This is a genomic window from Rhizobium sp. 01N48, from assembly GCF_056399145.1.
This window is the reverse complement of sequence record NZ_JBFTQT010000002.1, coordinates 39,565-65,052: the sequence shown is the minus strand read 5'-3', so window position 1 is coordinate 65,052 and position 25,488 is coordinate 39,565. Positions and strand designations below refer to the sequence as shown.

23 protein-coding genes are annotated in these 25,488 nt (G+C 59.5%); 17 read left to right on the top strand and 6 right to left on the bottom strand.

What is annotated here, in order from left to right:
- Window positions 1–59: 59 nt before the first annotated feature.
- On the bottom strand, window positions 60–683 hold the full coding sequence (locus tag AC1DOG_RS04035) for a TetR/AcrR family transcriptional regulator (RefSeq protein ID WP_112973064.1): 624 nt from the start codon (window positions 681–683) through the stop codon (window positions 60–62).
- 131 nt (window positions 684–814) lie between these two features.
- On the opposite strand from AC1DOG_RS04035, the gene AC1DOG_RS04030 reads away from it, so the two are divergent.
- Window positions 815–1,024, top strand: a complete 210-nt coding sequence (locus AC1DOG_RS04030; RefSeq protein WP_112943534.1) for a hypothetical protein — start codon at window positions 815–817, stop codon at window positions 1,022–1,024.
- Window positions 1,025–1,161: 137 nt separating this feature from the next.
- Here the strand turns inward: AC1DOG_RS04030 and AC1DOG_RS04025 are convergent, their stop codons facing one another.
- The gene (locus tag AC1DOG_RS04025; protein WP_477926913.1) at window positions 1,162–3,105 is read right to left on the bottom strand and encodes a methyl-accepting chemotaxis protein; all 1,944 of its coding nucleotides are present in this window, start codon (window positions 3,103–3,105) and stop codon (window positions 1,162–1,164) included.
- 498 nt (window positions 3,106–3,603) lie between these two features.
- Between AC1DOG_RS04025 and AC1DOG_RS04020 the strand changes: the two genes are divergently transcribed.
- Complete coding sequence (locus AC1DOG_RS04020; protein WP_477926912.1) at window positions 3,604–4,617, top strand: SMP-30/gluconolactonase/LRE family protein; 1,014 nt, start codon at window positions 3,604–3,606, stop codon at window positions 4,615–4,617.
- A 52-nt stretch (window positions 4,618–4,669) separates the two neighbouring features.
- On the opposite strand, the gene rhaI is transcribed toward AC1DOG_RS04020, so the two are convergent.
- On the bottom strand, window positions 4,670–5,962 hold the full coding sequence (gene rhaI, locus AC1DOG_RS04015; protein WP_112973067.1) for an L-rhamnose catabolism isomerase: 1,293 nt from the start codon (window positions 5,960–5,962) through the stop codon (window positions 4,670–4,672).
- Window positions 5,963–6,046: 84 nt separating this feature from the next.
- On the opposite strand from rhaI, the gene AC1DOG_RS04010 reads away from it, so the two are divergent.
- Window positions 6,047–6,205, top strand: coding sequence for a YqaE/Pmp3 family membrane protein (locus tag AC1DOG_RS04010; protein ID WP_018896533.1), 159 nt, complete (start codon window positions 6,047–6,049; stop codon window positions 6,203–6,205).
- A 3-nt stretch (window positions 6,206–6,208) separates the two neighbouring features.
- Here AC1DOG_RS04010 and AC1DOG_RS04005 read toward each other — a convergent pair whose 3' ends face one another.
- Window positions 6,209–8,305 (bottom strand): bifunctional rhamnulose-1-phosphate aldolase/short-chain dehydrogenase, encoded by a 2,097-nt coding sequence (locus AC1DOG_RS04005; protein WP_477926911.1) that lies wholly within the window; start codon window positions 8,303–8,305, stop codon window positions 6,209–6,211.
- A 198-nt stretch (window positions 8,306–8,503) separates the two neighbouring features.
- Here AC1DOG_RS04005 and AC1DOG_RS04000 point away from each other — a divergent pair, with 198 nt between their 5' ends.
- The 9 genes from AC1DOG_RS04000 to AC1DOG_RS03960 all read left to right on the top strand — a co-directional run bounded on the left by AC1DOG_RS04000 (window position 8,504) and on the right by AC1DOG_RS03960 (window position 17,144).
- Entirely contained in the window at window positions 8,504–9,313 is an 810-nt protein-coding gene (locus AC1DOG_RS04000; RefSeq protein WP_112943539.1) for a DeoR/GlpR family DNA-binding transcription regulator, read from the top strand.
- 50 nt (window positions 9,314–9,363) lie between these two features.
- Window positions 9,364–10,359: a rhamnose ABC transporter substrate-binding protein gene (rhaS, locus tag AC1DOG_RS03995; RefSeq protein ID WP_477926910.1), complete on the top strand. Its 996-nt coding sequence runs from the start codon at window positions 9,364–9,366 to the stop codon at window positions 10,357–10,359.
- A gap of 71 nt (window positions 10,360–10,430) precedes the next feature.
- Window positions 10,431–11,966 carry a sugar ABC transporter ATP-binding protein gene (locus tag AC1DOG_RS03990; RefSeq protein WP_113198403.1) on the top strand — a complete coding sequence of 512 codons (1,536 nt, stop codon included), beginning with the start codon at window positions 10,431–10,433 and terminating at the stop codon, window positions 11,964–11,966.
- Window positions 11,967–11,975: 9 nt separating this feature from the next.
- Window positions 11,976–12,977 carry an ABC transporter permease gene (locus AC1DOG_RS03985; RefSeq protein WP_477926909.1) on the top strand — a complete coding sequence of 334 codons (1,002 nt, stop codon included), beginning with the start codon at window positions 11,976–11,978 and terminating at the stop codon, window positions 12,975–12,977.
- Window positions 12,974–13,987, top strand: a complete 1,014-nt coding sequence (locus AC1DOG_RS03980; protein ID WP_477926908.1) for an ABC transporter permease — start codon at window positions 12,974–12,976, stop codon at window positions 13,985–13,987. The genes AC1DOG_RS03985 and AC1DOG_RS03980 overlap by 4 nt, the downstream gene beginning before the upstream one ends.
- Window positions 13,984–14,304 carry an L-rhamnose mutarotase gene (gene rhaM / locus AC1DOG_RS03975; protein WP_477926907.1) on the top strand — a complete coding sequence of 107 codons (321 nt, stop codon included), beginning with the start codon at window positions 13,984–13,986 and terminating at the stop codon, window positions 14,302–14,304. The genes AC1DOG_RS03980 and rhaM overlap by 4 nt, the downstream gene beginning before the upstream one ends.
- Window positions 14,301–15,683 (top strand): FGGY-family carbohydrate kinase, encoded by a 1,383-nt coding sequence (locus AC1DOG_RS03970; protein ID WP_477926906.1) that lies wholly within the window; start codon window positions 14,301–14,303, stop codon window positions 15,681–15,683. Before rhaM ends, AC1DOG_RS03970 begins: the two co-directional genes overlap by 4 nt.
- A gap of 85 nt (window positions 15,684–15,768) precedes the next feature.
- Window positions 15,769–16,536 carry a 2-keto-4-pentenoate hydratase gene (locus AC1DOG_RS03965; protein ID WP_113008908.1) on the top strand — a complete coding sequence of 256 codons (768 nt, stop codon included), beginning with the start codon at window positions 15,769–15,771 and terminating at the stop codon, window positions 16,534–16,536.
- Window positions 16,537–16,640: 104 nt separating this feature from the next.
- On the top strand, window positions 16,641–17,144 hold the full coding sequence (locus tag AC1DOG_RS03960) for a hypothetical protein (RefSeq protein WP_477926905.1): 504 nt from the start codon (window positions 16,641–16,643) through the stop codon (window positions 17,142–17,144).
- A 39-nt stretch (window positions 17,145–17,183) separates the two neighbouring features.
- Here AC1DOG_RS03960 and AC1DOG_RS03955 read toward each other — a convergent pair whose 3' ends face one another.
- A complete protein-coding gene (locus AC1DOG_RS03955; RefSeq protein WP_409457178.1) occupies window positions 17,184–17,915 on the bottom strand; it encodes a CpsD/CapB family tyrosine-protein kinase in 732 nt (243 codons plus the stop codon).
- Window positions 17,916–18,025: 110 nt separating this feature from the next.
- Window positions 18,026–19,561: a GumC family protein gene (locus AC1DOG_RS03950; RefSeq protein WP_113008907.1), complete on the bottom strand. Its 1,536-nt coding sequence runs from the start codon at window positions 19,559–19,561 to the stop codon at window positions 18,026–18,028.
- A gap of 484 nt (window positions 19,562–20,045) precedes the next feature.
- On the opposite strand from AC1DOG_RS03950, the gene AC1DOG_RS03945 reads away from it, so the two are divergent.
- The 5 genes from AC1DOG_RS03945 (at window position 20,046) to copD (ending at window position 25,424) form a co-directional block, all read left to right on the top strand.
- On the top strand, window positions 20,046–21,359 hold the full coding sequence (locus AC1DOG_RS03945) for a polysaccharide biosynthesis/export family protein (RefSeq protein ID WP_477926904.1): 1,314 nt from the start codon (window positions 20,046–20,048) through the stop codon (window positions 21,357–21,359).
- A 91-nt stretch (window positions 21,360–21,450) separates the two neighbouring features.
- Window positions 21,451–22,992, top strand: coding sequence for an O-antigen translocase (locus AC1DOG_RS03940; RefSeq protein WP_113008906.1), 1,542 nt, complete (start codon window positions 21,451–21,453; stop codon window positions 22,990–22,992).
- 628 nt (window positions 22,993–23,620) lie between these two features.
- On the top strand, window positions 23,621–24,124 hold the full coding sequence (locus tag AC1DOG_RS03935; RefSeq protein ID WP_112818936.1) for a copper chaperone PCu(A)C: 504 nt from the start codon (window positions 23,621–23,623) through the stop codon (window positions 24,122–24,124).
- Between the two features lie 56 nt (window positions 24,125–24,180).
- Window positions 24,181–24,549: a copper homeostasis periplasmic binding protein CopC gene (gene copC, locus AC1DOG_RS03930; protein WP_112818769.1), complete on the top strand. Its 369-nt coding sequence runs from the start codon at window positions 24,181–24,183 to the stop codon at window positions 24,547–24,549.
- Window positions 24,546–25,424, top strand: coding sequence for a copper homeostasis membrane protein CopD (gene copD / locus AC1DOG_RS03925; protein WP_113008904.1), 879 nt, complete (start codon window positions 24,546–24,548; stop codon window positions 25,422–25,424). Before copC ends, copD begins: the two co-directional genes overlap by 4 nt.
- Window positions 25,425–25,488: the final 64 nt, after the last annotated feature.

The window sequence follows — 25,488 nt, the reverse complement described above, 5'->3', positions numbered from 1 at the left end:
TCCACATCTGGTTGAAAACGAGTTTCCCCCACGAAAGTTCCAAGCGCAGAAACCGGCGCTCAGGCAAACGCCGCGATAGCGGCGTTGCACGCCTTGGAGAAGTGGCCGCAACAGTTGTCCTTGCCCATCGATTGACGGGTGACGCGGGCGCCTTCCAGAAGCAGGGTCAGTGTGTCTGCCAGCAGCTGCGGTTCGCGCGCGCCGGCGGCGAGACAGAGCGCCTCAAGCCTGTCGCGCTGCTCCGCCTTATGGCGTTCGATGACGCTATAGGCCGGGTGGCCTTCACCCTTGAGTTCGATCGCGGCGTTCGCCAGATCGCAGCCGACCTGATCGCCGCAAAGGCTCTGGGTCCTGAGTTCGATCCAGGCAAGCAGCTGGGCGCGCGCATCATCGGGATGCGTGGCTTCCAGCTCGCGCCAGATCGCCTCGGCCTTATCGGAGGCGCGGCGCAGCGTTTCGCACACCAGCTCGTCCTTCGAGCCGAAGTGCCGATAGAGCGTCATCTTGTTGGTGAGAGCGCCTTCGGCGATGGCATCAACGCCGATGCCACGGATCCCGTGCTCACGAAACAGCTCCGCCGCGGTCGAGACGATACGTTCCCTAGGAGGGATCTTTTCATCAGTGCCTGCAGGCAGAATAGCTGTCGAAGTTTTTGATTTTTCTGCGGACAATGTCCTTGACATCCATGTGACCGATCGGTAACAAATGCATTGTTACTTACCGGTAACACCACTTTTCGCGGAAGTCAAATGCCGAGAGGGCAGCGCGGCCGAAGTGGAACACGGGCGACCGCCCACGAAAGGAGGACTGAGCCATGAGAAAGACCAGAGACGACCTGACGATATCCGAAGCCCTTCGCGACCCCCTGATCGCCATGGTGATGCGCGCCGACGGCGTGAAGCTTGAAGATTTCAAGCGGCTCCTGGAGACTGCGGCGGTGAAGCGCGAACAGCGCGCCAATCCGGTCAAGAAATTCATCGACGTGATCAAGAGCAATCCGGCTGCAGTCTGCAACTATTGCTAACGCCTTGGGCTTCCCTGCCCCCCGAAAGCCGTCGCCACATTGGCGGCGGCTTTTTTTGTTTGTGGCGAGCAACGCTGTACGCTGCGCAGTCATAAAAAGACGGAGCCTCTTAGGCTCCGTTTCCTAAGCAATATGGCTCAGAATTCCGACCATTCCGGCTCTTGCTTGAGCGCGGCGTTTCCGCGAAACGCATTGGTCAACTTCTGGCCCAGTTGCCGTGCTGGCGAGGCGACGGGGCCGTGGCTGGCGGTCGTCGCCGCAGGCTTGGCGAAGCTCGGCCGCCCCTGGTTGGCAACGGCGCCGTCCAGCTTGAACTGGGACATCAGCTGCGCCAGCGCCATGGCTTCATGCGCGAGGCTGTGGCTGGCCGCGGTCGTTTCCTCGACCATTGCGGCATTCTTCTGCGTGCCTTCGTCCATGGTGTTCACGGCCGTGTTAATCTCCTGCAGGCCAAGCGACTGCTCGCGCGAGGCTTCAGCGATCGCGTGAACATGGCGATTGATCTCTTGAACTTCGGCGACGATCGCATCCAGCGCCTTGCCGGCTTCACCGACCAGTTCCACGCCGGACTCGACCTGCGAACCCGAGGCGGTGATCAGCGCCTTGATCTCCTTGGCCGCGCGCGCCGAGCGCTGTGCCAGTTCGCGCACTTCCTGGGCAACGACGGCAAAGCCCTTGCCGGCATCACCCGCCCGGGCTGCTTCGACGCCGGCGTTGAGAGCGAGAAGGTTGGTCTGGAACGCGATGTCGTCGATCACGCCGATGATGTTGCTGATCTCGTTCGAGGACTGCTCGATCAGGTGCATCGCGGTGACCGCGTTACGGACGACCTCGCCGGAGTGTTCGGCGGCTTCGCGCGTCTTGGCGACCAGCTGGCTGGCGTCGCTTGCGCGGCTGGCAGCATCCTTGACTGTCGTCGTGATCTCTTCCAGCGCGGCGGCCGTTTCTTCAACGGAAGCGGCCTGTTGTTCGGTGCGCTTGGAAAGGTCGTCGGCGGAAGCGCGGATCTGGCTTGAGCCTGCGCTGATGGCGCTCGCATTGGCGCCAACAGCCTGCAGCGCGTTGTGCAGCTTGGAGACCGCGGCGTTGAAATCCTGGCGAAGCGTGTCGAGGTCACCGGTAAACGGCGTGTCGATCTGGCAGTTCAGATCGCCATCGGCAAGATTTCCGAGGGCGCCGCCAAGAGCCTTGACCGCGCGATGCAGATTTGCGGCTTCGTTGGCCTTCTCTGCCTCGCGCTCAAGGCGCTCGCTCTCGCTCATCGAGCGGGTTGCTTCGGCCTGCTGCTCGATGCGCATGCGGTCGATCGCATTGGTCCGGAAGACCGCAACAGCTGCAGCCATCTGGCCGATCTCGTCACGGCGGTCGAGGCCATGAACCTCTTCGCCGGTGTTGCCGGAAGCAAGTGTTTCCATACGTTCGCGTAGCTTGGCCATCGGCGTCGTCACACCCTTCTGGGCGATGACCATGGCAACGGCGATTGCCGCGATGACGCCAAGGGTAAGGCCGACAAGGGTATAGAAGATGGTGGACGAAACGGAGGCAGACAGCCGGCTGCCGCCCTGTTCCAGAAGGTCTGCCATTGCCTTGTTGTTGGCGCCGAACTGGGGCGAAAGACCGACAATCATGTTATCAAGCTTTGCAGAAAGCTGTTGGGTCTGCTCGGCGTTTCCGGTGCCATGCGCCGCAAGGAGCTGGTCGCCCAGAGATTTCAATCCGTCGGCTCCGGCAAGCAATTCGTCGATTGCCCCCTTGCGGCTCGGCACCAATTCCGAGACTTGCGACAGTCGCTTGCGCGCGCCATCGAACTCGGTGGCGAAACGCTTGGAGATATCGTTGAAGGCAGGGGTACCGGGCTCCTGCGCGACGGCACGGCTGAGCCATGTCGTGGACGTCCAGATGCCAGCTGCCGCGCGCGCGCTGAAGGTCGCTGCCTGGCTCTCGTTCTGGAGGAAGCCGGTGTACTGCTGGTTGGCTGCGCTAAATGTGTCGGTGAGGTAAAGCAGGCCCGCCATGGAAACGAGGCCCAGCATGGCGATAGCAATAAGGAATTTGGTTTTTATCTTCAGGTTTTTCAACATGAGGCACCTTGGAAATCGTGGTGGAATGGCGTCAAGCCGCCTGCGGAGGAGCGCAACTTGATCGCAAGGAAAAGTGACATTGGAAGGTATTGGACAACGCATCATGCGCAAAACACCGGGGGGATCCCGATATCGTGGCTTCAACCTAGGCGCTTATCCTTAAAGAAACCTGACCTCGACAAGCCAAGCGAAGGGAATCGGCAGTAGAGTTGCTTTTGATCAAAGCATGTCGAGACGAACGAATAAGCTCATATTTATGTTGGCTAATTTTTTTCGATGTTCTTCTTGGCGGCGTTTAAGAAGATCACGCTGATGTGGTCATGGCTGGTTAACCAGTTGGGAAAACGATCCAAGAGTATCATTGCGGCACACGGATAGGTCGATCTCCATGGGCCGGCGGTCGCTGTTTTGATCGTAACCCGCGATCTCGTGGGGCCCATTTGAGACAAATCATATTGAGGATGCCTAGTGGTTTACACACGCTGTAATGTCATTGCCATGTCTGGAGCCGCACTGGCGGGTGCCGTTCTGCCGAAGGTCGCAGCCGCACAGTCGATCGGCTTCACCCCGTCACCGATCTATCCGGATCCGGCTATCCAGATTCTCGACCCAAGCTTTGCCAAGTATCGCGTCGCGAGTTCCTCCTTGGAACAGGTCGCCACCGGCGCCCGCTGGCTGGAAGGCCCGGTCTGGTTCGGCGATGGTCGCTATCTTCTCGTCAGCGACGTGCCGAACAACCGGGTTATGAAATATGACGAGACAAACGAGACCTGGAGTGTCTTCAACCCGAATTCGAACTATTCGAACGGCCATGCCCGCGACATGCAGGGCCGGCTTTTGTCGTGCGAGCACCTGACCCGCCGCGTCACCCGCACCGAGTATGACGGCTCGATCACGGTTCTGGCTGACAACTACAAGGGCAAGAAACTCAACTCGCCGAACGACATCGTCTGCAAGTCGGACGGTTCGATCTGGTTCACCGACCCGACGTTCGGCATTGCCGGCGAATGGGAAGGCGACAAGGCCGAACCGGAGCTGCCGCATTCGGTCTATCGCATCTCGCGGGATGGAAGGCTGAACCTCGTCACCGACGAGCTGAAGGGTCCGAACGGCCTTGCCTTCTCTGAAGACGAGAAGAAGCTTTATATAGTCGAAGGCCGCGCGCAGCCCTATCGGATCATCTGGTCCTACGATGTCGGCAAGGACGGTTTCTCGCTGTTCGACAAGAAGGCGTTGATCACCGCCGACGACAATGGCGGCCTCGACGGCTTCCGCGTCGATGTCGACGGCAATCTGTGGTGCGGATGGGGCTCTTCGGGTGCTGCCGGCGCAAAGCCGGAAGACCTCAACGGAGTGAAGATCTTCAACAAGGACGGTAAGGCGATCGGCTTCATCAAGCTGCCGGAACGCTGCCCCAACCTCGTCTTCGGCGGGCCGAAGAAGAACCGCCTCTATATGGCGTCCAGCCATTCGGTCTATGCGCTCTATGTCGAGACGCGCGGAGCAGTCTGATTAAAAATCGAGCCGCCACGATTGTCGCGGCGGCTCGAGCAATTCTTCGACCTCAGATAATGCCGCCGCTGCCGCCCACGGAAGCCGGGCGCTCCGCGGCAACCTTCTTGCGATAGCCGCTGGCGCGGTAGGTGGCGACCGGATCGACCGCGCCACCGGCGCGACGGCGGGCTTCGGCAAGGATCGGCTCGACATCGGTGCGATAGCCGCGCTTCAGCGTTTCCGTTGCCATCAGCGCGTCGTTCTCATCCTGGAAACCTGCCAGCGCCTTGCGGTCGACGATCAGCGCCTGCGCATAGGCGCGGCGGATTTCGTTGGCGCTGTTGATCAGGCTTTCGATTGGATCGGTCACATTGTGCGACTGATCGATCATGTGGGCCGGGTTGAAGTCGTTGACGCCGCGCTGCTCGGCCTCGACCAGCTCGTTGAAGACGAGGAACAGACGGTAGGGCTCGATCGAACCGGCGTCGAGGTCGTCATCGCCGTACTTCGAGTCGTTGAAGTGGAAGCCGCCGAGCTTGCCGAACTGGATCAGGCGGGCGACGATCATTTCGATGTTGGTGTTCGGCGCATGGTGGCCGAGGTCGACGAGGCAATGCGCCTTCGGCCCCAGGGTCTGGGCGATCAGGTAATTCGTGCCCCAGTCCTGCACGACGGTCGAATAGAAGGCCGGCTCGTACATCTTGTGTTCGGAAAACAGCTTCCAGTCGTCAGGCAGCGCCTTGTAGATGTCGGCCATCGAGGCGAGGTAGCGTTCGAAGGAGCGGGTGAAGTTGCTCTGGCCCGGGAAGTTCGAGCCGTCGCCAACCCAGACGGTCAGCGCCTTGGAGCCGATCGCCTTGCCGATCTCGATGCATTCAATGTTGTGCTCGACGGCCTGCGCGCGCGTTGCCGCGTCCGTGTGGCTGAGCGATCCGTACTTGTAGGAATGGGCCTGGCCGGGCGCGTCTGAGAAGGTGTTGGAATTCATGGCGTCGAAGCCGAGGCCGAGCTGATCGCCCTTCGCCTTTAATTCCTTGACGTCGGTCTTGTCCCACGGAATGTGGAGCGAGACGTTCGGCGTGGCGCGGGTCAGTTCGTTGATGACGGAGCAATCGTCGAGCTTGTCGAAGATCCCGCGCGGCTCGCCGGTGCCGGGGAAGCGGGCAAAGCGCGTGCCGCCGGTGCCGACGCCCCAGGATGGAACGGCGACGAAGAATTCGGAGACGCGGCGCGTGATCGCCTCAATGTCCACGCCACGGCGCGACAGGTTGGCGCCCAAGGCTTCGTAATCGGATTTGAGCGCGGCTGCGCGCTTTTCGTTTTCTTGCGCAATCACATCCTGCGCGATTTTGGTTTCGGCCATGAATTCCTCCCGTGTGGCATCGAACCAAACGGCTCCTGTCCGCGTTTCGATGCATGAAATACTCAAATCAGTAATGAGGCGACCTTGGACATCATACGCATTCTTTTCGCGATCATCCTGCCACCTGTCGGTGTATTCCTGCAGGTCGGAATCGGCCTGCAGTTCTGGCTCAATATACTGCTGACGCTGTGCGGCTACGTGCCGGGGATCATCCATGCGGTTTGGGTGATCCTCCGGCGATAGCGATCAGCGCGGGAAGCTCTGCGCGTTGCCGGCATCGACATTGATGATGTTGCCGGTGGACTTTGCTGAGAGATCGGACGCCAGGAAGTAGATCGCTTCGGCGATGTCTTCAGGGAAGACGTTGAGCTTCAGCATGGAGCGCTTGCGGTAGTGTTCCTCCAGCTCGTTGATCTCGATTTTCGACGATGCCGCGCGCTGCTCGCGCCACTCGCCGTTCCAGATTTTCGATCCACGCAGAACCGCATCCGGGTTGACGGTGTTGACGCGAATGCCCGCTTCCGCGCCTTCGAGCGCCAAGCAACGGGCGAGATGGATCTCGGCAGCCTTGGCCGTGCAGTAGGCAGCAGCGTTCGGCGACGACGCTAGGCCGTTCTTGGAGGCGACGAAGACGACGTTGCCGCCGAGGTTCTGCTTGCGGAATAGGCGGAAGGCTTCGCGCGAAACCAGGAAGTAGCCGGTCGCCAGGATGTCGATGTTCTTGTTCCACATCGAAAGCTCAGTGTTTTCGATCGGCGCGGACGATGCAATGCCGGCGTTCGAAACCAGGATGTCGACGCCGCCGAATTCGACACAGGCTTCCGCGAAGGACGAGATCACGCCGTCTTCCTTGGTCACATCAAGCTTGACGCCGCGAACGGCATCGGCGCCGAACTGCTTGGCGAAATCGGCCTCCGTGCTGTCGAGCGCTTCCTGGTCGATATCGGCCAGCACCACGCAGGCACCTTCGCCGATCAGGCGGGCCGCCGTCGCGCGGCCGATGCCGCCGGCACCGCCAGTGACGAAGGCAACCTTGCCAGCCAGGCTCTTCGGCTTCGGCATTCGCTGAAGCTTGGCCTCCTCGAGCAGCCAGTATTCGATATCGAAGGCTTCCTGCTCAGGTAGGCCCTGGTACTCGGAGACGGTCGACGCGCCGCGCATGACGTTGATGGCGTTGACGTAGAACTCGCTGGCAATACGTGCCGTTGCCTTGTCGCGGGCAAAAGACAGCATGCCGACGCCGGGAACGAGGAAGATGACCGGGTTCGCGTCGCGCATAGCGGGCGAATTGTCATGCTTGCAGTCGTTGTAATAGCGCGCGTAGTCGGCGCGGTAGTCTTCGAGCGCCTTATCAAGACCGGCAACGATCGCATCCACATCCGGCTTCGCCGGGTCGAAATCGATGATTAGCGGGCGGATCTTGGTGCGTAGGAAGTGGTCGGGGCAGCTGGTGCCGAGCGCGCCGAGCGGTGCCAAGTTCTTCGAGTTGACGAATTCAAGGACTGCGTCCTGGTCATCGAAGTGGCCGAGCTTGGGCTCCGCCTTGCCGATGCGACCGCGGATTTCAGGCATCAGGCGGGCGGCGATGACGCGGCGCTGTTCGACGGCCAAGCTCTCAGTGGCGGCGCCACCGAAGATCGTCTTGCCTTCAGTCTTCTCGGCAAACCAGACGATCGCCTTGTTGATAATGTCGAGCGTCAGCTCGTAGCAAGCCTTGGCATCGTTGGCCCAGGTGAAGAGACCATGGCTTTCGAGCACGACACCCTTGGAATTCGGGTTCGCCTCGACGTAGGCTTGGAGGTCGAGGCCGAGCTGGAAGCCCGGGCGGCGCCACGGCAGCCAGCCGATGTCAGCACCAAAGATCTGCTGAGTCAACTCCTTGGAATTCTTCGAAGCGGCGATCGCGATGATCGCGTCAGGATGCATGTGGTCGACATGCGTGAAGGGCACGAAACCATGCAGCGGCGTGTCGATCGAGGCGGCGCGGCTGTTGAGGTTGTAGGTGCAATGAGGAAGGAAGCTGACCATCCGGTCTTCGTCTTCAACGCCCTTGTAGACGCCCTTCAGCGAATCCAGCTTGTCCTGATAGAGGGTGGCAAAGCCGTCGAGCTTGATGGTGCCGACGTCGCCGCCCGAACCCTTGACCCAGAGAACCTTGACTTTTTCGCCGGTCAGCGGGTCGGTTTCCATGACCTTGGCAGACGTGTTGCCGCCGCCATAGTTGGTGATACGCTTGTCAGCACCCAGCAGGTTCGAGCGATAGAGTAGCTTTCCAGGCTCATCCAGGCCTGCAGCGTACGAGTCATCCCAACGGTTATCCAGAAGCCGGACGGTTGCCGCCATGTCATCCTCCCATGTAGAATTCTTCAGAACGCGAAATGAGAAATGCGTCCTTTGCGTGGACGGTATCGCTCATCAAAAGCAGCGTTGTCAATCGAAAACGATCAAAATCGATTATGTTGCAACGCAATATGTAAAAATATGATCGTTTGTGATTGACACATTGTCACAACTGCGAAATAAACGATGCAGGAGGAACCCATGCACGAACGCGAACGCCATCGCATCATATTGAGCGCCGTACAGGAAAAGTCGGTCGTGACGGTTCAGGATATTTCTGAGCTGACCGAGGCTTCCGAGGCGACGATCCGGCGCGATATCGCGGCGCTTCACGTGCAGGGAAAGATCCGGCGCGTGCGTGGTGGGGCAGAAGCCGTGCATCCGCCGCAGCTCGGCAATCTCGCCGGCAGGCCTTTCCGAGTGTCAGAATCTGTCAATTCCGATAAAAAACGCGCAATTGCGCGCGCGGCCGTCGATCTCTGCGATCCTGGTGACGCCATCATCATAAACGGCGGAACGACCACCTTCCAGATGGTGCATTTCATGGCGGCGCATCGCATGCAGGTGATGACCAATTCGTTCGCGATCGCCGAACATCTGGTTAAGCACTCGAAGAACACGGTGACGGTTCCCGGCGGTGTGATCTATCGCGAGCAGAGCCTGATCCTGTCGCCTTTCGACAATGACGCGATCCGCAATTTCTATGCGCGGCGCTTTTTCATCGGTGCGCAGGGCGTGGGTCCGCTCGGCATCATGGAAGCGGACGCGCAGATCATTCAGAGCGAGCAGAAGTTGATGCATCAGGCTGACGAGCTGATCGTCATGGTCGATTCCAGCAAGTTTCATCGCCGCTCGAGCCTCATTTTATGCGGGCTCGATCGCGTCACGACCGTGATCACTGACGAGGGCGTGTCCGATGAGGCTGTGCGGATGATCGAGGATGCGGGCGTCAAGCTCGTGGTTGCGAGCGTGGTCTCGCAGGCAAAGGAGGATTCCTCGTCGGTTGCCTGAACGGCGCCGGCAGGATGTGGTCAAGTCAATCAACGTGGGAGGAAGAAAGCATGAAACTCGCAAAGACACTGGCGGTGGGCGTCGCCTTTGCCGTCGCATTGATGGCTGGTGCAGCAAGCGCCAAGGACGTCAAGATTGGCCTCGTGGTCAAGTCGCTCGGCAACGGCTTCTTTGAAGCCGCCAACAAGGGCGCACAGGAAGCAGCCAAGGAACTCGGCGGCGTAGAAGTGATCTACACCGGCCCGACCTCGACGACGGCCGAAGGCCAGATCGAAGTCATCAACTCGCTGATCGCGCAGGGCGTCGACGCCATTGCGATCTCCGCCAACGACCCCGACGCTGTCGTACCAGCCCTAAAGAAGGCCAAGCAGCGTGGCATCAAGGTCATCTCCTGGGATTCCGGCGTCAGCAAGGACGGCCGTATCCTGCAGCTGAACCCGTCGTCGAACGAACTGATCGGCAAGATGTGCCTGACGCTCGTCAAGGATCACCTCGAAGGCGGCAAGGGTGACTTCGCGATCCTGTCTGCAACCACCACCTCGACGAACCAGAACATCTGGATTGACCAGATGAAGAAGCAGCTGAAGGACTTCGACGGTCTGAACCTCGTCACCACCGTTTATGGCGACGACCTCTCCGACAAGTCTTACCGCGAAGCCGAAGGCCTCCTGAAGTCGAACCCGAACGTCAAGGTCATCGTCGCTCCGACGACGGTCGGCGTTCTGGCCGCTTCCAAGGTCGTAGAAGACAAGGGTCTCGTCGGCAAGGTTTATGTCACGGGTCTAGGCCTGCCGTCCGAAATGGCCGGTGCGATCAAGTCGGGTGCGACGAAGGAATTCGCGATCTGGAACCCGATCGACCTCGGCTACTCCGCAACGCAGATCGCCTATCACCTCGTAAAGGGTGACGCGACCGGAGCGCCGGGCACCGAAATCGAAGCCGGCCGCATGGGCAAGATCAAGGTGGACGACAAGGGCGAAGCCGCAATGGCCGATCCGTTCATCTACAATGCGTCGAACATCGATCAGTTCTCGAAGGTTTTCTAAGCCTTTCGCGGACAGACAAAACCCGGCGGTATTGCCGCCGGGCCCTTCCCAATGAACACTGGTAAGCGCTGATGAACAACGCCCTTCAACAACCTGTTGCTAGCGTCGCGACGAACGACGTACCGGCAATTCTCGAGATGCGTGGCATCTCCCAGATCTTCCCTGGCGTGAAGGCGCTCGATAACGTCAGCATCGCGCTCTACCCAGGCAAGGTAACCGCGCTGATCGGCGAAAACGGTGCAGGCAAGTCCACGCTCGTCAAGATCCTGACCGGCATCTACCGTCCGAACGAAGGCGAAATCCTCATCGATGGTAAGCCGACGACGTTTGCCAATGCGCAGGCAGCGATCGATGCTGGCGTCACCGCGATCCATCAGGAAACCGTGCTCTTCGACGAGCTGACGGTTGCCGAAAACATCTTCCTCGGCCATGCGCCACGCACGCGTTTGCGCACCATCGACTGGAAGTTGATGAACAGCCGCGCCAAGGCGCTGCTCACCTCGCTTGAAAGCAATATCGATCCGACGATCCGTCTGAAGGACCTCTCGATCGCGCAACGCCACCTCGTGGCCATCGCGCGCGCACTATCGATCGAGGCCCGCATCGTCATCATGGATGAGCCGACCGCCGCCCTGTCGCGCAAGGAGATCGACGATCTCTTCCGTATCGTCGAAGGCTTGAAGGCGCAGGGCAAAGCCATCCTTTTCATCAGCCACAAGTTCGACGAGCTTTACGAGATCGCTGACAACTTCGCTGTCTTCCGTGACGGGCGCGCCGTCGGCCACGGCAATTTGAAGGCCACACCGCAGGACGAGATCGTTCGCATGATGGTCGGCCGCGACGTCGAGAACGCGTTCCCGAAGATCGACGTCGCGATCGGCGGACCGGTGATGCAGGTCGAGAAATACTGTCACCAGACAGAGTTCCGCGATATCTCGCTGACGCTTCGCAAGGGCGAAATTCTCGGCATTTACGGCCTGATCGGCGCCGGCCGTTCCGAACTCTGTCAGTCCCTGTTCGGCATCACCAAGCCGTTGTCGGGTAAGCTCACGCTTGATGGCCGGGAGATCAGCATCAACTCGCCGCTCGATGCGATCAGGGCGGGCATCGTCTATGTACCGGAAGAGCGCGGCCGCCACGGCCTGGCGTTGCCGATGCCGATCTACCAGAACATGACGCTGCCATCGCTGGGGCGCACCTCGCGCAAAGGCTTCCTGAAGGCGGCCAATGAATTCGCGCTGGCGCGCAAGTATGCCGAGCGGCTCGATCTGCGCGCGGCGGCACTCTCGGTTCCAGTTGGAACTCTGTCCGGCGGCAACCAGCAGAAGGTGGTCATCGGCAAATGGCTGGCGACTATGCCCAAGGTCATCATTCTCGACGAACCGACCAAGGGCATCGACATCGGCTCGAAGGCGGCCGTGCACGGCTTTATCAGCGAGCTCGCCGCCGAGGGCCTCTCCATCATCATGATCTCATCGGAGCTGCCGGAGATCATCGGAATGTCCGATCGGGTGCTTGTCATGAAGGAGGGCCTGTCGGCCGGCCTTTTCGAGCGCAAGGACCTGACGCCGGAAACGCTGGTGCGCGCTGCGACCGGTAACGCTTGAGGATAGCTGATGTCCAGACTCTTGAGAAAACGCGAAACGCTGCTCTTCATCATCATCGCGGTGATGATCGCCGCCTTTTCGAGCCGCGCTGACGGCTTTGCAACGCCTGGAAACCTTGCCGGCATCTTCAACGACACGTCGATCCTGATCATCTTGGCGCTGGCGCAGATGACGGTTATCCTGACGAAGTCGATCGACCTGTCCGTTGCCGCCAACCTCGCCTTCACCGGCATGGCGATTGCGATGCTGAACGCCGCGCATCCGGATCTGCCGCTGATCGTCCTGATCCTCGCCGCGATCCTCATTGGCGCCTGCCTCGGCGCCATCAATGGCTTCCTCGTCTGGGCACTCGAGATCCCGCCGATCGTCGTCACATTGGGAACGCTCACCATCTATCGCGGCATGGCATTCGTGCTCTCCGGCGGCGAGTGGGTCAATGCGCATCAGATGACGCCGACCTTCCTCAACGTTCCCCGCACCGTCGTTCTCGGCATGCCGGTGCTGAGCTGGGCCGCGATCATCATCGTCGCGCTGATCTATATCGTACTGAGATACACCCAGTTCGGCCGCTCTACCTATGCCGCCGGCGGCAATCCGACAGCGGCGGTCTATGCCGGTATCGATGTCGGCTGGACCAAGTTCCTTGCCTTCGTTCTGTCGGGCGCGCTTGCCGGTCTTGCGAGCTACCTCTGGGTGTCGCGCTATGCGGTCGCCTATGTCGATATCGCCAACGGCTTCGAGCTCGATAGCGTGGCTGCCTGCGTCATCGGCGGCATATCGATCGCCGGCGGCGTCGGATCGGTGCTTGGCACCGTGCTCGGCGGGCTTTTCCTCGGCGTCATCAAGAACGCCCTTCCCGTCATCGGCATCTCGCCCTTCACGCAGATGGCGATCTCGGGCACCGTCATCATTCTCGCAGTCGTCTTCAACGCAAGGCGCGAGCGCAATCGCGGCCGCATCATCTTGCGCGACAAGGCCGCCGCGGAAACTCCAGCAGAGGTGGCAGCATGAGCACCGTCGTTTCCACGCCCACCGACAAACGGGTCATCCCGGATCGCCTGGGAACGCCATTCAAGCGGATCATGTCCAGCTGGGAAGTACTGCTCTTCGGCGTGGCCGTCGTCATCTTCATCTTCAATTCGCTGGCATCGCCCTACTTCCTCGACGCCTGGAACCTCTCGGACGCGACCTTCAACTTTACCGAGAAAGCGATGATCGCGTTTGCCATGGCGCTGCTCGTCATATCCGGCGAGATTGACCTGTCGGTTGCCGCCATCATCGCGCTGGCCTCGACCGCCATGGGGGCCGCGGCGCAGGCGGGTGTCGGTGCGCCGGGTCTTGTCGCCATCGGCGTCGGCGTTGGCCTGCTCTGCGGGATGTTCAACGGCTTCCTCGTCTCCGTGATGAAACTGCCGTCCATCGTCGTCACCATCGGCACGATGAGCCTGTTTCGCGGTATCTCCTATATCGTGCTGGGCGATCAGGCCTACGGCAACTATCCCGAGGAATTCGCCTTCTTTGGCCAGGGATATGTCGTCTGGGTCTTCTCCTTCGAGTTCGTGCTCTTCATCGTGTTGGCGATCCTGTTCGCCATCCTGCTGCACGCTACCAATTTCGGCCGCCAAGTTTACACGATCGGCAACAACGATTTCGCCGCGCGCTTTTCCGGCATCCCCGTCGAGAGAGTGAAGCTCATCCTCTTCATGCTGACGGGCGTGATGAGCGGCATCGCCTCGGTCTGCCTGACCTCGCGGCTTGGCTCGACGCGCCCGTCGATCGCGCAGGGCTGGGAGCTCGAGGTTGTGACCATGGTCGTTCTCGGCGGCGTTTCGATCCTCGGCGGTTCCGGCAAGATCGGTGGCGTCGTCATCGCCGCCTTCGTCATGGGCCTCGTCACCTTCGGCCTTGGCCTGCTCAACGTTCCCGGCATCGTCATGTCGATCTTCATCGGCCTGCTGCTGATCATCACCATCGCGATCCCGATCATCGCTCGCCGCATCAAAGCCATGAGTCCGAAATGACGCTGGAAAAACACGCCTTCAAGATGACGCTCAATCCCGGCATGGAAGCCGAGTACATCAAGCGCCACGACGAAATCTGGCCGGAACTGGTCGAGCTGCTGCACCAGTCCGGCGCCAGCGATTACTCGATCCATCTCGACCGCGAGACGAACACGCTGTTCGGCGTGTTGACGCGCACCAGCGACAACACCCTGTCGAGCCTGCCAGACCACCCGGTGATGAAGCGGTGGTGGGCGCATATGCGCGATATCATGGCCACCAATCCGGATAATTCGCCTGTCCAGACCGACCTCGTCACCGTCTTTCATATGCCATGACATCAAGTCAGATCTACGCCCGCGTCGCGGTTCTCGATATCGGCAAGACGAATGCCAAGGTCGTTGTGCTCGACAGCGCCACCGGCGCTGAGGTTGCGGTCGTCAAGACGCCGAACTTGGTGGTCAAATCCGGTCTCTATCCGCATTACGATGTGGAGGCGCTGTGGGCCTTTGCGCTCGACGCGCTGAAGCAATTTGCCGTGTCGCCCGGTTTCGATGCGATCTCGATCACCACGCATGGTGCCAGCGCCGCTCTGCTTGCTGCGGATGGTACGCTCGCCATGCCGGTGCTCGATTATGAGCAAGAATATCCACGCGAGATTATCGACGCCTATACGGCGCTGCGCCCATCATTCGACGAAACCTATTCGCCGCGCCAGTCGATGGGCCTGAACATCGGAGCGCAGCTGCACTATCAGCAGTCGGCCTTTCCGGCGGTGTTCGCCAATGTCGCCACCATCGTCACCTACGCCCAATACTGGGCGGCGCGGCTGACTGGTATCGCGGCCAACGAGGTAACATCGCTCGGTTGTCATACGGATCTGTGGAACCCGCGCGAATCGAGCTACTCCAGCCTCGTCGACACGCTTGATATAAGACCGCTGATGGCGCCGATCCGCTCGGCCTTCGACGCGCTCGGCCCGGTGCTCCCTGAGATCTCGGAAGAGATCGGCCTCTCAAAACCAGTTCCCGTCTATTGCGGCATCCACGATTCCAACGCTTCGCTGCTGCCGCATTTGGTCAGTCGGCAAGCCCCGTTTGCTGTCGTCTCGACAGGCACGTGGGTGGTCAACTTCGGCGTGGGTGGCGATCTCGACCATCTCGATCCGAAGCGCGATACGCTTGCCAATGTCGATGCCTACGGTCGGGCGGTCCCGTCGTCGCGCTTCATGGGCGGTCGCGAATTTGAAATCCTGTCGGCCAAGATCGGGCCCGTGTCTATCGAGGACGCGGTCGCGGCCATGCCTGATGTCATCGAAAAAAGCATGATGCTCTTGCCGAATGTGGCGCCCGGGTCCGGTCCATTCCAAGGCAAGGAGCGGCGCTGGGTCAACGCCGAAGCGGCGAGCGCTGGCGAACATTACGCGGCGGTTTGCCTCTATCTGGCGCTGATGACCGAAGCGTGCCTGGGCTTGATCGGCGCCGGCGGTCCCGTTGTCGTCGAGGGGCCGTTTTCGCTGAATGAGACCTATCTCGATGTGGTCGCTGCGCTCACCGGCCGGGATGTGTTCGCCGTTCCCGGCTCGACGGGCACGAGCGCAGGTGCCGCACTTCTCACCGGAATTGCTCCGATGACAGGTAAAGAGAAGCATTTTCCTCCGCGCGAGATCTTTCACTTGCCGGAGTATCGGCGATGCTGGTACGCCGCGCTAGCATAAGACTCTTTCCGGATCGCCTCTTTGCGCCATCTATGAATGCCGGTAGAGTTGAAGCGCATTTCATACTAGGTGAGGAAAGTACGACATGACAGTTTCATCCGGCGAGGGTTTCGATCCGCGGGCGCTGGCCGCGCGATTGAGTGGCCTTGAAAAGGCAGGCGAAAAAGCGCCGACGGCGGATTTCGCATTGCCCGCGACTTTACGCGAAGCGATGGATGCGCAGAATTTTCTTGCCGCCGAAGAGCGCATCTCGACACACGCATGGAAGGTCGCCATGTCGCCCTCGGGTGAGCCTGTCCTCGCGCCCTTGCATCCTTATTTTGAGGCCGTTTCAGGCGCGTCGATTTCCTGGCGTCCGGGCATGAAATTCGAGGCGGAAGTCGCGGTCCGCCTGGGCCAGGATCTTCCGGTCCGCCAGAGCGGTGACTATACACGCGATGAGATCGTCGCGGCGATCGCGGACTGCCATCTTGGCGCAGAGCTTTTGGCCAGCAGCATTGTGGAGAGCGGACAGGTGTCGTTCCTGCTCTATCTGGCCGAACGCATCGGCAACAAGGGCTATGTTCTCGGTCCTACGCTTCCGAAATGCATCGTCGACACCATCGGCAATACCTCACTTAAGGTGACGCATGGTGAACAGGTGATCTATGACGGCATCGCGCGCCATCCGAAGGACGACGTGCTGGTATGGCTGATGGCCTACGCGAATGACAAGCTGCGCCCGCACACCTCGCTGAAGAAGGGCGCCCTGATCACCACCGGTACGCTCTGCGGAGCCATCGAGCTGACGTCGCGCGGCCCGATCGACATCGTTCTCGGCAACGAAACGCGTCTCAGCCTTTCCATCGTCTGATCGATGAGTGCGTTCTTCCCCGCCTTCGCATAGGCGGCGCAGAAAAAACGCGGAACATTGATGGTCTTCATGCATTCTCCCGGATTGGACTTCGGGAGGATGTCATGGGGATATATCGTCTCGCCTTATGCGCGCTCATTGTCTGCACTGCTGGAGGTGCAACCGCGAACGAGGCACCGTTTCTCAAGTCGCTTGCCGGCAGTTGGACCGGCGGCGGGATGATGAAGCGCACAACGGCCTCATCCCCGATCAATTTAAACTGTAGTTTTCAGTCGAAAGCCAATGGTGAAGCGTTGTCGATGGATGGCAAGTGCACCGGTATGTTGGTCGTTTCGCGCGCGGTGTCCGCGCAGCTTACGGCTACCGGCGGCAGCTACTCCGGCCGTTATATTGGTCCCTCAGGTAGGGTTTCGTCACTCAACGGCGCAAGGCGAGGCGATGCCATCGAGCTCGCGGTCACTTGGTCGAGGATCGTCAACGGCGATCGTGCTGCGACCATGACGATCCGGCACTCCGGCGCGAACACACTGAGGATCAGAACGGTCGACAAGGACCCCGCATCCGGTAAGCAGGTCGTGACCAGTGAGATCAACCTGCAGCGAAATTAGCCGGCTGGCTTTTTAATGCGTGGCATCGAACTGGTTCGATCAGTAGCCATACTTTTCGGCACTGAACTTGCACTTGTTCAGCACGACGCCGAGGACGCTTGTCTTTTCGGCAAGCGTCTGTTCGCAAATGTCGATTTCGCTGAGCGTACTCTGCTCAGCGGCAGCAACCAGAATTACGCAATCGACATTCGGCAGAAACGCCAGAACGTCGTCCGTCGAAAGCATCGGCGGCAGGTCGTAAATGACGACATCGGGGCGCATCCGTTCACGCATGTCCTGCAGCGCCTGGGTCGACGCGGCGCTTTGTAGCAGTTCGGCGGAAAACTGGACGGCCTGTTTATTGGCGGCTATGGCGAGATTGCCTCCGTGGCGCCGAAAGATGTCGTCGGCCTGTAGCTCGCCTCGCAGGAACGATTCCATCGATGCGGCATCGCGAATTCCAAGCGTCTTGCCGACCTGGGGACGTTTCATGTCGAGATCCAGCAGTGCAGTGCGGCAGTCTTTCTGGTTCGCCAGACTGAACGCAAGGTTGAGTGCGCTAAAGGTCTTGCCGCAACCGGGTGTTGGCGATGTAATAGCCACTGATGTCCAATTGTTCTCCCGCATGTTCTGCAGGATCTTGGTGCGCATCATGTCGAAGGCGGTATGCGCGGTGTCTGAGCGATTGACCGTCACGATACGGTTTTTCGCAACGAGACTCGCATCCGGGGTAAACGGCTGAAGCTTTTCCCAGGCTAGGTCGCTGATTTCCCGCGAAGGCGCTGGGGACATGTTACTCTTCTCCTGGAGCGCTTGCGAAAATGACGATACCACGGTCTGTTCCATTGGGTTTGCCTTAACTCTCTTGTTCGATGTAGCCGGCCATCCTCAGCGGTTTCGTGTTACATCGAACCGGGCTTCATGAAGCCGGATAGCAGCCTTTGAAAAGCGCTCGCCAACGGCGCATAGAAGTAGTGGATGATCAGGAGGAAGGCGGGGATGATGCTCGCCGAGACGGCTGCTGCCGCAAACCTCTTGTTGTAGAAGCCGCCGGTCGTCTCGCTCGGTGACCCGATATACGGAATGACGCCAAGCGGCTGACGCTGTAGGAGCTGGCTCAGTTCCGATGGTCTGCGGATCGTGCGGTTCATCATTTCGAGTAGGAACGTAAGCCCTAAGCCAAGAGCGATCCCGCCAACGGCGCCTGCAAGAATGACTATTCGACGCTTCGACTTCACCGGCGTTTCTGGCGGCTTGGCCGCCTCCAACAAGGAGAAGCGTCCGCCGTCCGAGCGGGCCTCGATCTGGGTGCCCAGCGATGCTTCAGCCCGCCGTGCAATTGCCGTGTTGTACTGTGTCTGGATATTGCCGAGATCGCGCTCGATGACGTTCAGCGCCGTTTGTGTTGCGGGGGTTTCGCTTACGGATTTCGTGATGTCGGCGATGCTCTTTGTCAGCGATGTGCGATCGCGGTCGATCGCCTCCAGACGCTTGTCGATATCCGCCAACTGTAGATCGAGAGCCGACACGCCCTGTTTGCCGGCCTGACCGGTTGCCTTTGCCGCACCCTTGCCGCGCAGCGTCGCAATGCGCGATCGCAGGCTTATAATATTGGGGCTGTCTTCGGAGAAGATCGCAAGCTGTTCGGCCAGGGCCTTGTTCAAATCCAAGAGCATCTGCTGCTCCGTGCTAAGCGGACCGACATTGCCTGTTGTGAAGGCATTTTCCGCAAACAAGCTTCTCCGCGCGCGGAGGTCCGCTTCTTCACGTTCCAGCGCCACCAGTCGCTCCTGCTGGCTCGCCTGTTGCTGCCGACGGAACTCCAAGCTCTCTGGAAGAGTATCCCTGTGATCGGTCTTGAATTTAAGAAGCTCGGCCTCGATTCGATTCAGCTCGGCATCCAGCCGCTTCACTTCTTCGTTGAAAAATTGCAACGTATCGCCGGCTCGGTCAGTACGCTGTCGTTGATTGCCCAGCAGGATCGAAGAAGCGAGTTCGTTGGCGGCCTTTGCCGCGAATTCCGGCGTTCCAGCTTCGAAGATGATGCTGAAAACCGTCGTTGCTCCGTCGCCAAGTGGTAGTTGATCAAAGGTGATGCGGGAACGCATGTCCTTGATTACTGCATCCGTCGATAGCTCCTGCCTTTCGCTACCGTAGACATCCAACTTGTCGGCGAGCTGGACCAGATTGTCGCCCGTCGTCATCTGCTGCTGAAGGATCAACAGCTGTTCAAGAGAGCTGGTAGGGACTGTCGACTTCACGAGATTTGTCGGAATCTGTGGAGCCTCGACGAGGATCTTTGCCGTTGACTGGTAGGACTTTGGCATCAGCAGAGCAATCGCCAGTGCAAGCGCTGTCGTGACGACGGTGAGAGCGATGATGTGCGGCAGTCGCCTTAGCAGGATCGACAAGTAGAAACGAAAATCAATATCACCCATTACAAGTTCGCCTGACTGATCCTGAGAATCTGAACGTGCTTTATCTTGCGTTCATTTTCGGTCAGTTCCCCAGCCGAGGGTAGTTCATCGATAGTGGATGCCGCGCTCGGGTTGCTAGTACCTTTGGTCAGGGTGTCGCTTACTGGCAATTTGACTGCATGATAATTTTGTAATTGATGATTTTATAGTTCGGAGTCGTGCGTATTTATGTCGTCACCGGCATATATTTATGATTCATTCAGTTATTTAGTCATCGATGCGAATTAAATATTCTTTCTGTCGCCAAGAGAATGAGACGAAACTAGTCTATATTGGTAGAACGGGCATATTGATCTCTCGCAGTAATACAATGAATGTTAATTCTACGAAATTCAATGAACCCTGCGTCCCTGGGCGAGATATTGCTGGGTGCGCGATAAGGAATTACTCGGCGAGGTGCGCAGTATGTTGAGCGTTTTCGCATTACGGTGAGGAATGATCGAGCATGGTCATGCAACGTAAGTGTTTTTCGACAGGTCGTCATCATCCAAAGCGGCTGGGTTGGTTCCCAACCCTGCTTGCGCTGGGAACGGCGATGTTTGCCGGCGTCGCCGCTAGCGCTCCGCTTCCGCCTCATACGAAGATCAGGTTGAGCGTTGTTCAATGGATGCCGACCAAGGGCGTCTATGAACAATGGGGCTCGATCGGAGGCGATTTCACCATTTCGGATGCGGGCACGGTGTCTGTCCCGGTGCTGGGTAGCATTGCCGTTGGTAATCTCGACGACGACGGTCTGGCCGCTGAAATCGCCAACCGTTTGAAGGAAAAGATCGGACTGGTCGATGCGCCGGCAACGACCGTCCAGACACTTGAATATCCACCTGTGTATGTCGTTGGGGATGTATCCAAACCCGGTGAGTACAAATTTAGCTCGGGGTTGACTGTATTGCAGGCGCTTGCTTTGGGCGGCGGCGAGTATCGCGCGCCTCTGGCGCTTGAAGGCGCTGGCGAAGTGACGCGGTTGGCCGGTAGCTTGAAGGAGCTGGACGACGCTATCACCCGCAGCAACGCCAAAATTGTCCGCTTGGAAGCGGAGATGGCCGGCGCGACCTCGGTCGATTTCTCGCAGCAGCCCGACAAGGCTGATCCGTTCGCCGCGGCCGTCTATAATCAGGAGAAAGTGATTTTCGAAGCCAGGGCGAACGCGGTTGATCGGAAAGCCAAGTCGTTCGCCGAGCTGCGGGATCTACTCAACGAAGAAATCGGCGTTCTCAAACAGAAGACGAAAAGTACTGACGAGAATATCAAATCCATCCAGCAGCAGGTCGATAGCACCGCGATGCTCGTTGCCAAGGGCGCCGTGGTCGCGACTCGGCAGGGTGAGGTCGAGCGTGCACTGAGAAGCTATCAAGACACCCGGCTGGACATCAGCACGGCGATTATGCGAGCCCGCCAAAGCATCAGCCAGACGACGAGGGATCTGCAAGCGCTTTACGACGAGCGAAAGACGGAAGTCGCATCAGATCTCCAGTCTGAACGAGCCGCACTCGTTCAGCTTAAGCTCAAGCGCGAGACCAGCCAGAAACTGGTGTTGGACAGTCTGTCGTCTCTCGGCGGAGCCGTAAAGCAGGATGAGAAGCCCGTCTTGGGTTTCGTTATCGTGCGCAGGGAAAACGGGACGATAAACGAAATCTCCGCATCGGAGACTTCTGCACTCATGCCCGGCGATGTCGTCAAGGTAACTCGACCTTCCCTGCAAGCAGTGAAGCCGGTCGAGCAGGTTTCTGCTATTCCCGGGGCGGATCAGGCAAGCCGATGAACAGGCTCTCGTCGCGCAACAGCCACGGCCGTATCGCGGGTTCGCTCGCGCGGTATGCCGAACGCGCGCCATTAGAGGGTAGCGTGCCTTGATGGCCAGGGATGCAAACGCGACTGGACGACAAAGCTACACGCAGATCCTAAAATCCACGGTTCTGATCGGCGGGTCCTCCGTTGTGAGTATCGGTTTTTCGATTATTCGCAACAAGGCGATGGCGCTCCTGCTGGGACCTGAAGGCGTGGGTCTGATCGGCCTTTACAACGCGACGATCGACATCGTTCATGCCATAGCGGGCTTCGGGATGAACGCCAGCGGTGTCCGCCAAATTGCCGAATCCGTCGGCAGCAACGACCCGGATCGGATTGCCAGAACAGCGACTGCCCTGAGGCGTATCTCGGTCGTGCTTGGGCTGCTCGGAACGCTTGTCATGGCGCTGCTTGCCGCGCCGATCGCCAGATGGACATTTGGCGACGACCAGCATGCGACGGCGATGCGGCTGCTGTCCATCGTGATCGTGTTTCAGGTCATGTCGGGAGGGCAGGCGGCCCTTGTTCAGGGTGTGCGCGACATCGCCAGCCTTGCACGCCTCGGCATATTGGGTGCTTTCTACAGTACGGTGATCAGCATACCCATCATCTACTTCTACGGTGAAGAGGGTATCGTTGCGTCGCTTGTCTGCATCGCTGCGGCGACGCTGGCCACGTCATGGTGGTACAGCCGCAAGATAGAAATCAACCCGTGCCGCCTGTCGTTCAAGGATCTGCGCTTCGAAGCCGCCGGCCTGTTCAAGCTCGGCTTCATCTTCATGGTCACCGGCTTCCTGACCTTCGGCAGCGCCTACGCCATCCGCATCATGGTCTTGGATGAGGCAGGCATCGTCGCGGCGGGGCTATATCAAGCCGCATGGTCGCTGGGTGGATTATATGCAGGCTTCATCCTGCAGGCGATGGGAACGGACTTTTATCCGCGGCTGACGGGTGTCGCCAATGACAACGCCCAATGCAATCGTCTGGTCAACGAACAGACGCAGGTGAGCGTGCTCCTTGCCGGTCCCGGATTGCTTGCCACGCTCACGCTCGCCCCACTGATCATGCATGTCTTCTACTCGCCCGCCTTTTATGCGGCCGTGGATCTCTTGCGGTGGATCTGCCTGGGGATGATGCTTCGCATCGTGGCCTGGCCCATCGGTTTCATCATTCTGGCAAAAGGCGCCCAGCGGATATTCTTCTGGACCGAGGTTGCGGCCACGGTCGTTCATGTCGGTCTCGCCTGGATCTGCATCAAGGCCTTCGGAACGATGGGTGCCGGTATCGCCTTCTTTGGCCTCTATGTGTGGCACAGTATTCTCGTCTACTGGATCGCGCGGCGCTATACCGGCTTTCGCTACTCGGCGATCAATCGTATCCTCGTCATGGTCTACCTTCCTATGTCGGGCCTGATATTTCTCGCTTTCCAGTTCCTGCCGACTTGGCTGGCCGCATCGATGGGCTGCGCCGCCACCGCCGCCACGGGGCTCTACTCGCTCAAGACATTGGCCGAATTGTTGCCGCCGGAAGCGCTGCCGCGCGTGGTCAGAACGAGGCTCGGCCGCGCTGCATTGTCCTGGTCAGGTTCCGTGCGCCAAGTCCCGTGATCCGCCGAAAGATACAGATACGCCTGCCAATTGCTCAAACTGTCGCATTGAGGTTTGCCGGTATTTTGCGTAAACACGATGCAGTGAGCGGCGAGGACTTAGTTGAAAGCGGCGGAAGCAGGCATAGTTCGATGGCTGGTACGTATCAGCTGCGCCGTTGCGCTGGCCCTCGTCGGCTTCGCGCATCAGGTGCCGGCCTTTTCCAATGAGCTTTCCGAATACATCCTACCTGACGGAACCGCGCCGGTTATTTGCACGGTTGACAAGACGCATACGGAGCACGACGGCGGCAAGCTTCATGAACATGGCTGCGAGGCCTGCCGGATCAGCGCGTCGACTGTGTTGCCCGCTCCCGTTTTCGTCGCATGGCCAAGCGCTTCGATCCCCACCTATCTTGGCCCGAGCCTTAGCGCCGAGGCTACCGGAAACCGGCCTTTATTCCCCGGTGGCGGTCCAAGGGGCCCACCGTTGATGGCCGCTCTCATTTGAGCTGCTATGCGGTCTTCCGTAGCCGGTGATCCCGCATAGAAATCCCACTGTCCCACTCATCCGTCCGCTGCCGATGCCGCACGACACATTTGTCATGCGAGTTCAGCAAACAGCGGTCGCTCTGGCAGGAACAACCATCATGAAGAAGTTTAAAGTCCTTCTGGCTAGTCTGGTTCTCGCAGGGCCTTTCGGCGCACCTGCCGGCGCACAGATCGTCACTGCAGGCGACATCGAGATATCCAATCCGCAAGCCCGCGCCATGGTGCCCGGTGCGAAAGTCGGTGGCGGCTATCTCAGCATCACCAACAAGGGGAATGCCGACGACAAGCTCGTCGGCATCACCTCGACGCGTGCCAAATCGTCGGAAATCCACCAGATGAACGTCGATAACGGCGTCATGACCATGCGCCTCGTCGCCGGCGGCCTTGTTATTCCTGCGGGGCAGACAGTCGAGCTCACGCCGGGCGGCTACCACGTCATGTTCAAGGACGTCACCGAGCCCTTCAAGCAAGGCGAAACGGTCAGGGCGACACTGACCTTCGAAAAGGCCGGGCAGGTCGCTGTCGAATTCGCGGTAGGCGGCGCCAGCGCCATGAAGATGGATGGTCATTCCGGGATGAGCGGTATGTCCAAGCCGCAATAGTCGTCAGGTATTAGACTGTCATCGACAATCAGAAAATCATTACAGTGAGCAATCCTATGTCTAGAACGAGCAAATTCCTTATCGCGTCCTTCGTTGCCACTCTTGTTGCCGCAGGGCAGGCGAGCGCCCATGCGCACCTCACGTCAAGTGTTCCCGCCGATAAGGCCACGGTACAGGTGTCCCCCACAGCGGTGGAACTGCATTTCTCCGAGGAGCTTAACCTCCGCTTCTCGGGCGCGACGATTGCCGGTGCCGGTGACAAGCAGGTTCCGACCGGCGACGCCAAGCTGTCGGATGACGGAAAGACGCTGACGGTGCCCGTTTCGGGGAGCCTTGATGCCGGCGGATATGTCGTCGATTGGCATGTCCTGTCGACGGATGGCCACAAGACCAATGGTAGCTATGGCTTCACGGTCAAGCCGTGACGCCGGATACGGCCCTCGTTCTTTGCCGTCTTCTCTTCGATGCTGCAGTCATCCTGATCTGGGGTAGCTCCGCCTATCTCTGCGCGCTCGTTTCGCCCGAACTGGCACGTGTCGTCGGCGACCGGCTGCGGTGGTTGAGCGCGGCTGCAATCGCAGTCGCGTTCGCGTCCACCGTTGCCATGCTGCCGCTCCGCACGGCGATCATCGGCGACGGGTGGTCCGATATGGTGACGCCGGAGATGCTCGGCGCCGTGCTGACCCAGACGGATGTCGGGACGGCCTGGATGGTCCAGGCCGCCGGCGTGGTCCTGCTTGGCGCGACGGTGTTTCTTCCGTACAGGTATCGGCAAATGGGACGAGCCGTCTTCGCTGCACTCCTGCTGCTCAGCCTGACGCTGAGCGGCCACGCAGCGATGAACAGCGGTTGGCTTAGGGTGCTCCACCGCATCAATGACGGTGCGCATCTTTTGTCCGGCGGTGCATGGCTGGGTGCGCTCGTGCCGGTCCTCTTGATCCTGTCGATGCTTGGACGCGGCACGCTGCAGGCCGATGCGCGCGTCGCGGTCATGCGGTTTTCGACCGCGGGGCATGTCGCAGTTGCGCTCGTGCTTCTCTCAGGCGCCGCGAACACGCTGCTTATCCTAGGGGGCGTGCCGTCGGATTGGTCGTTCAGCTATCAGCGTCTGCTGAGCGCAAAGATCGCGGTGGTGGCGGCAATGGTGTTGATTGCGGTCATCAACCGCTATGTCTTCGTGCCGAAGTTTGCTCGAGATCACTCTCTTCTTCAGCTGAAGATCTGCGTCATCACCGAGGTCGTGCTGGGGCTCGTGGTCGTGGCCCTCGTCGCCTGGTTCGGTACGCTGCAGCCACGCTAGGCGCGAAGACCGCCGGCAATCCATCTACGTCAAATAACGGTGCTCCTTGTTTTTTCGCTTTGAA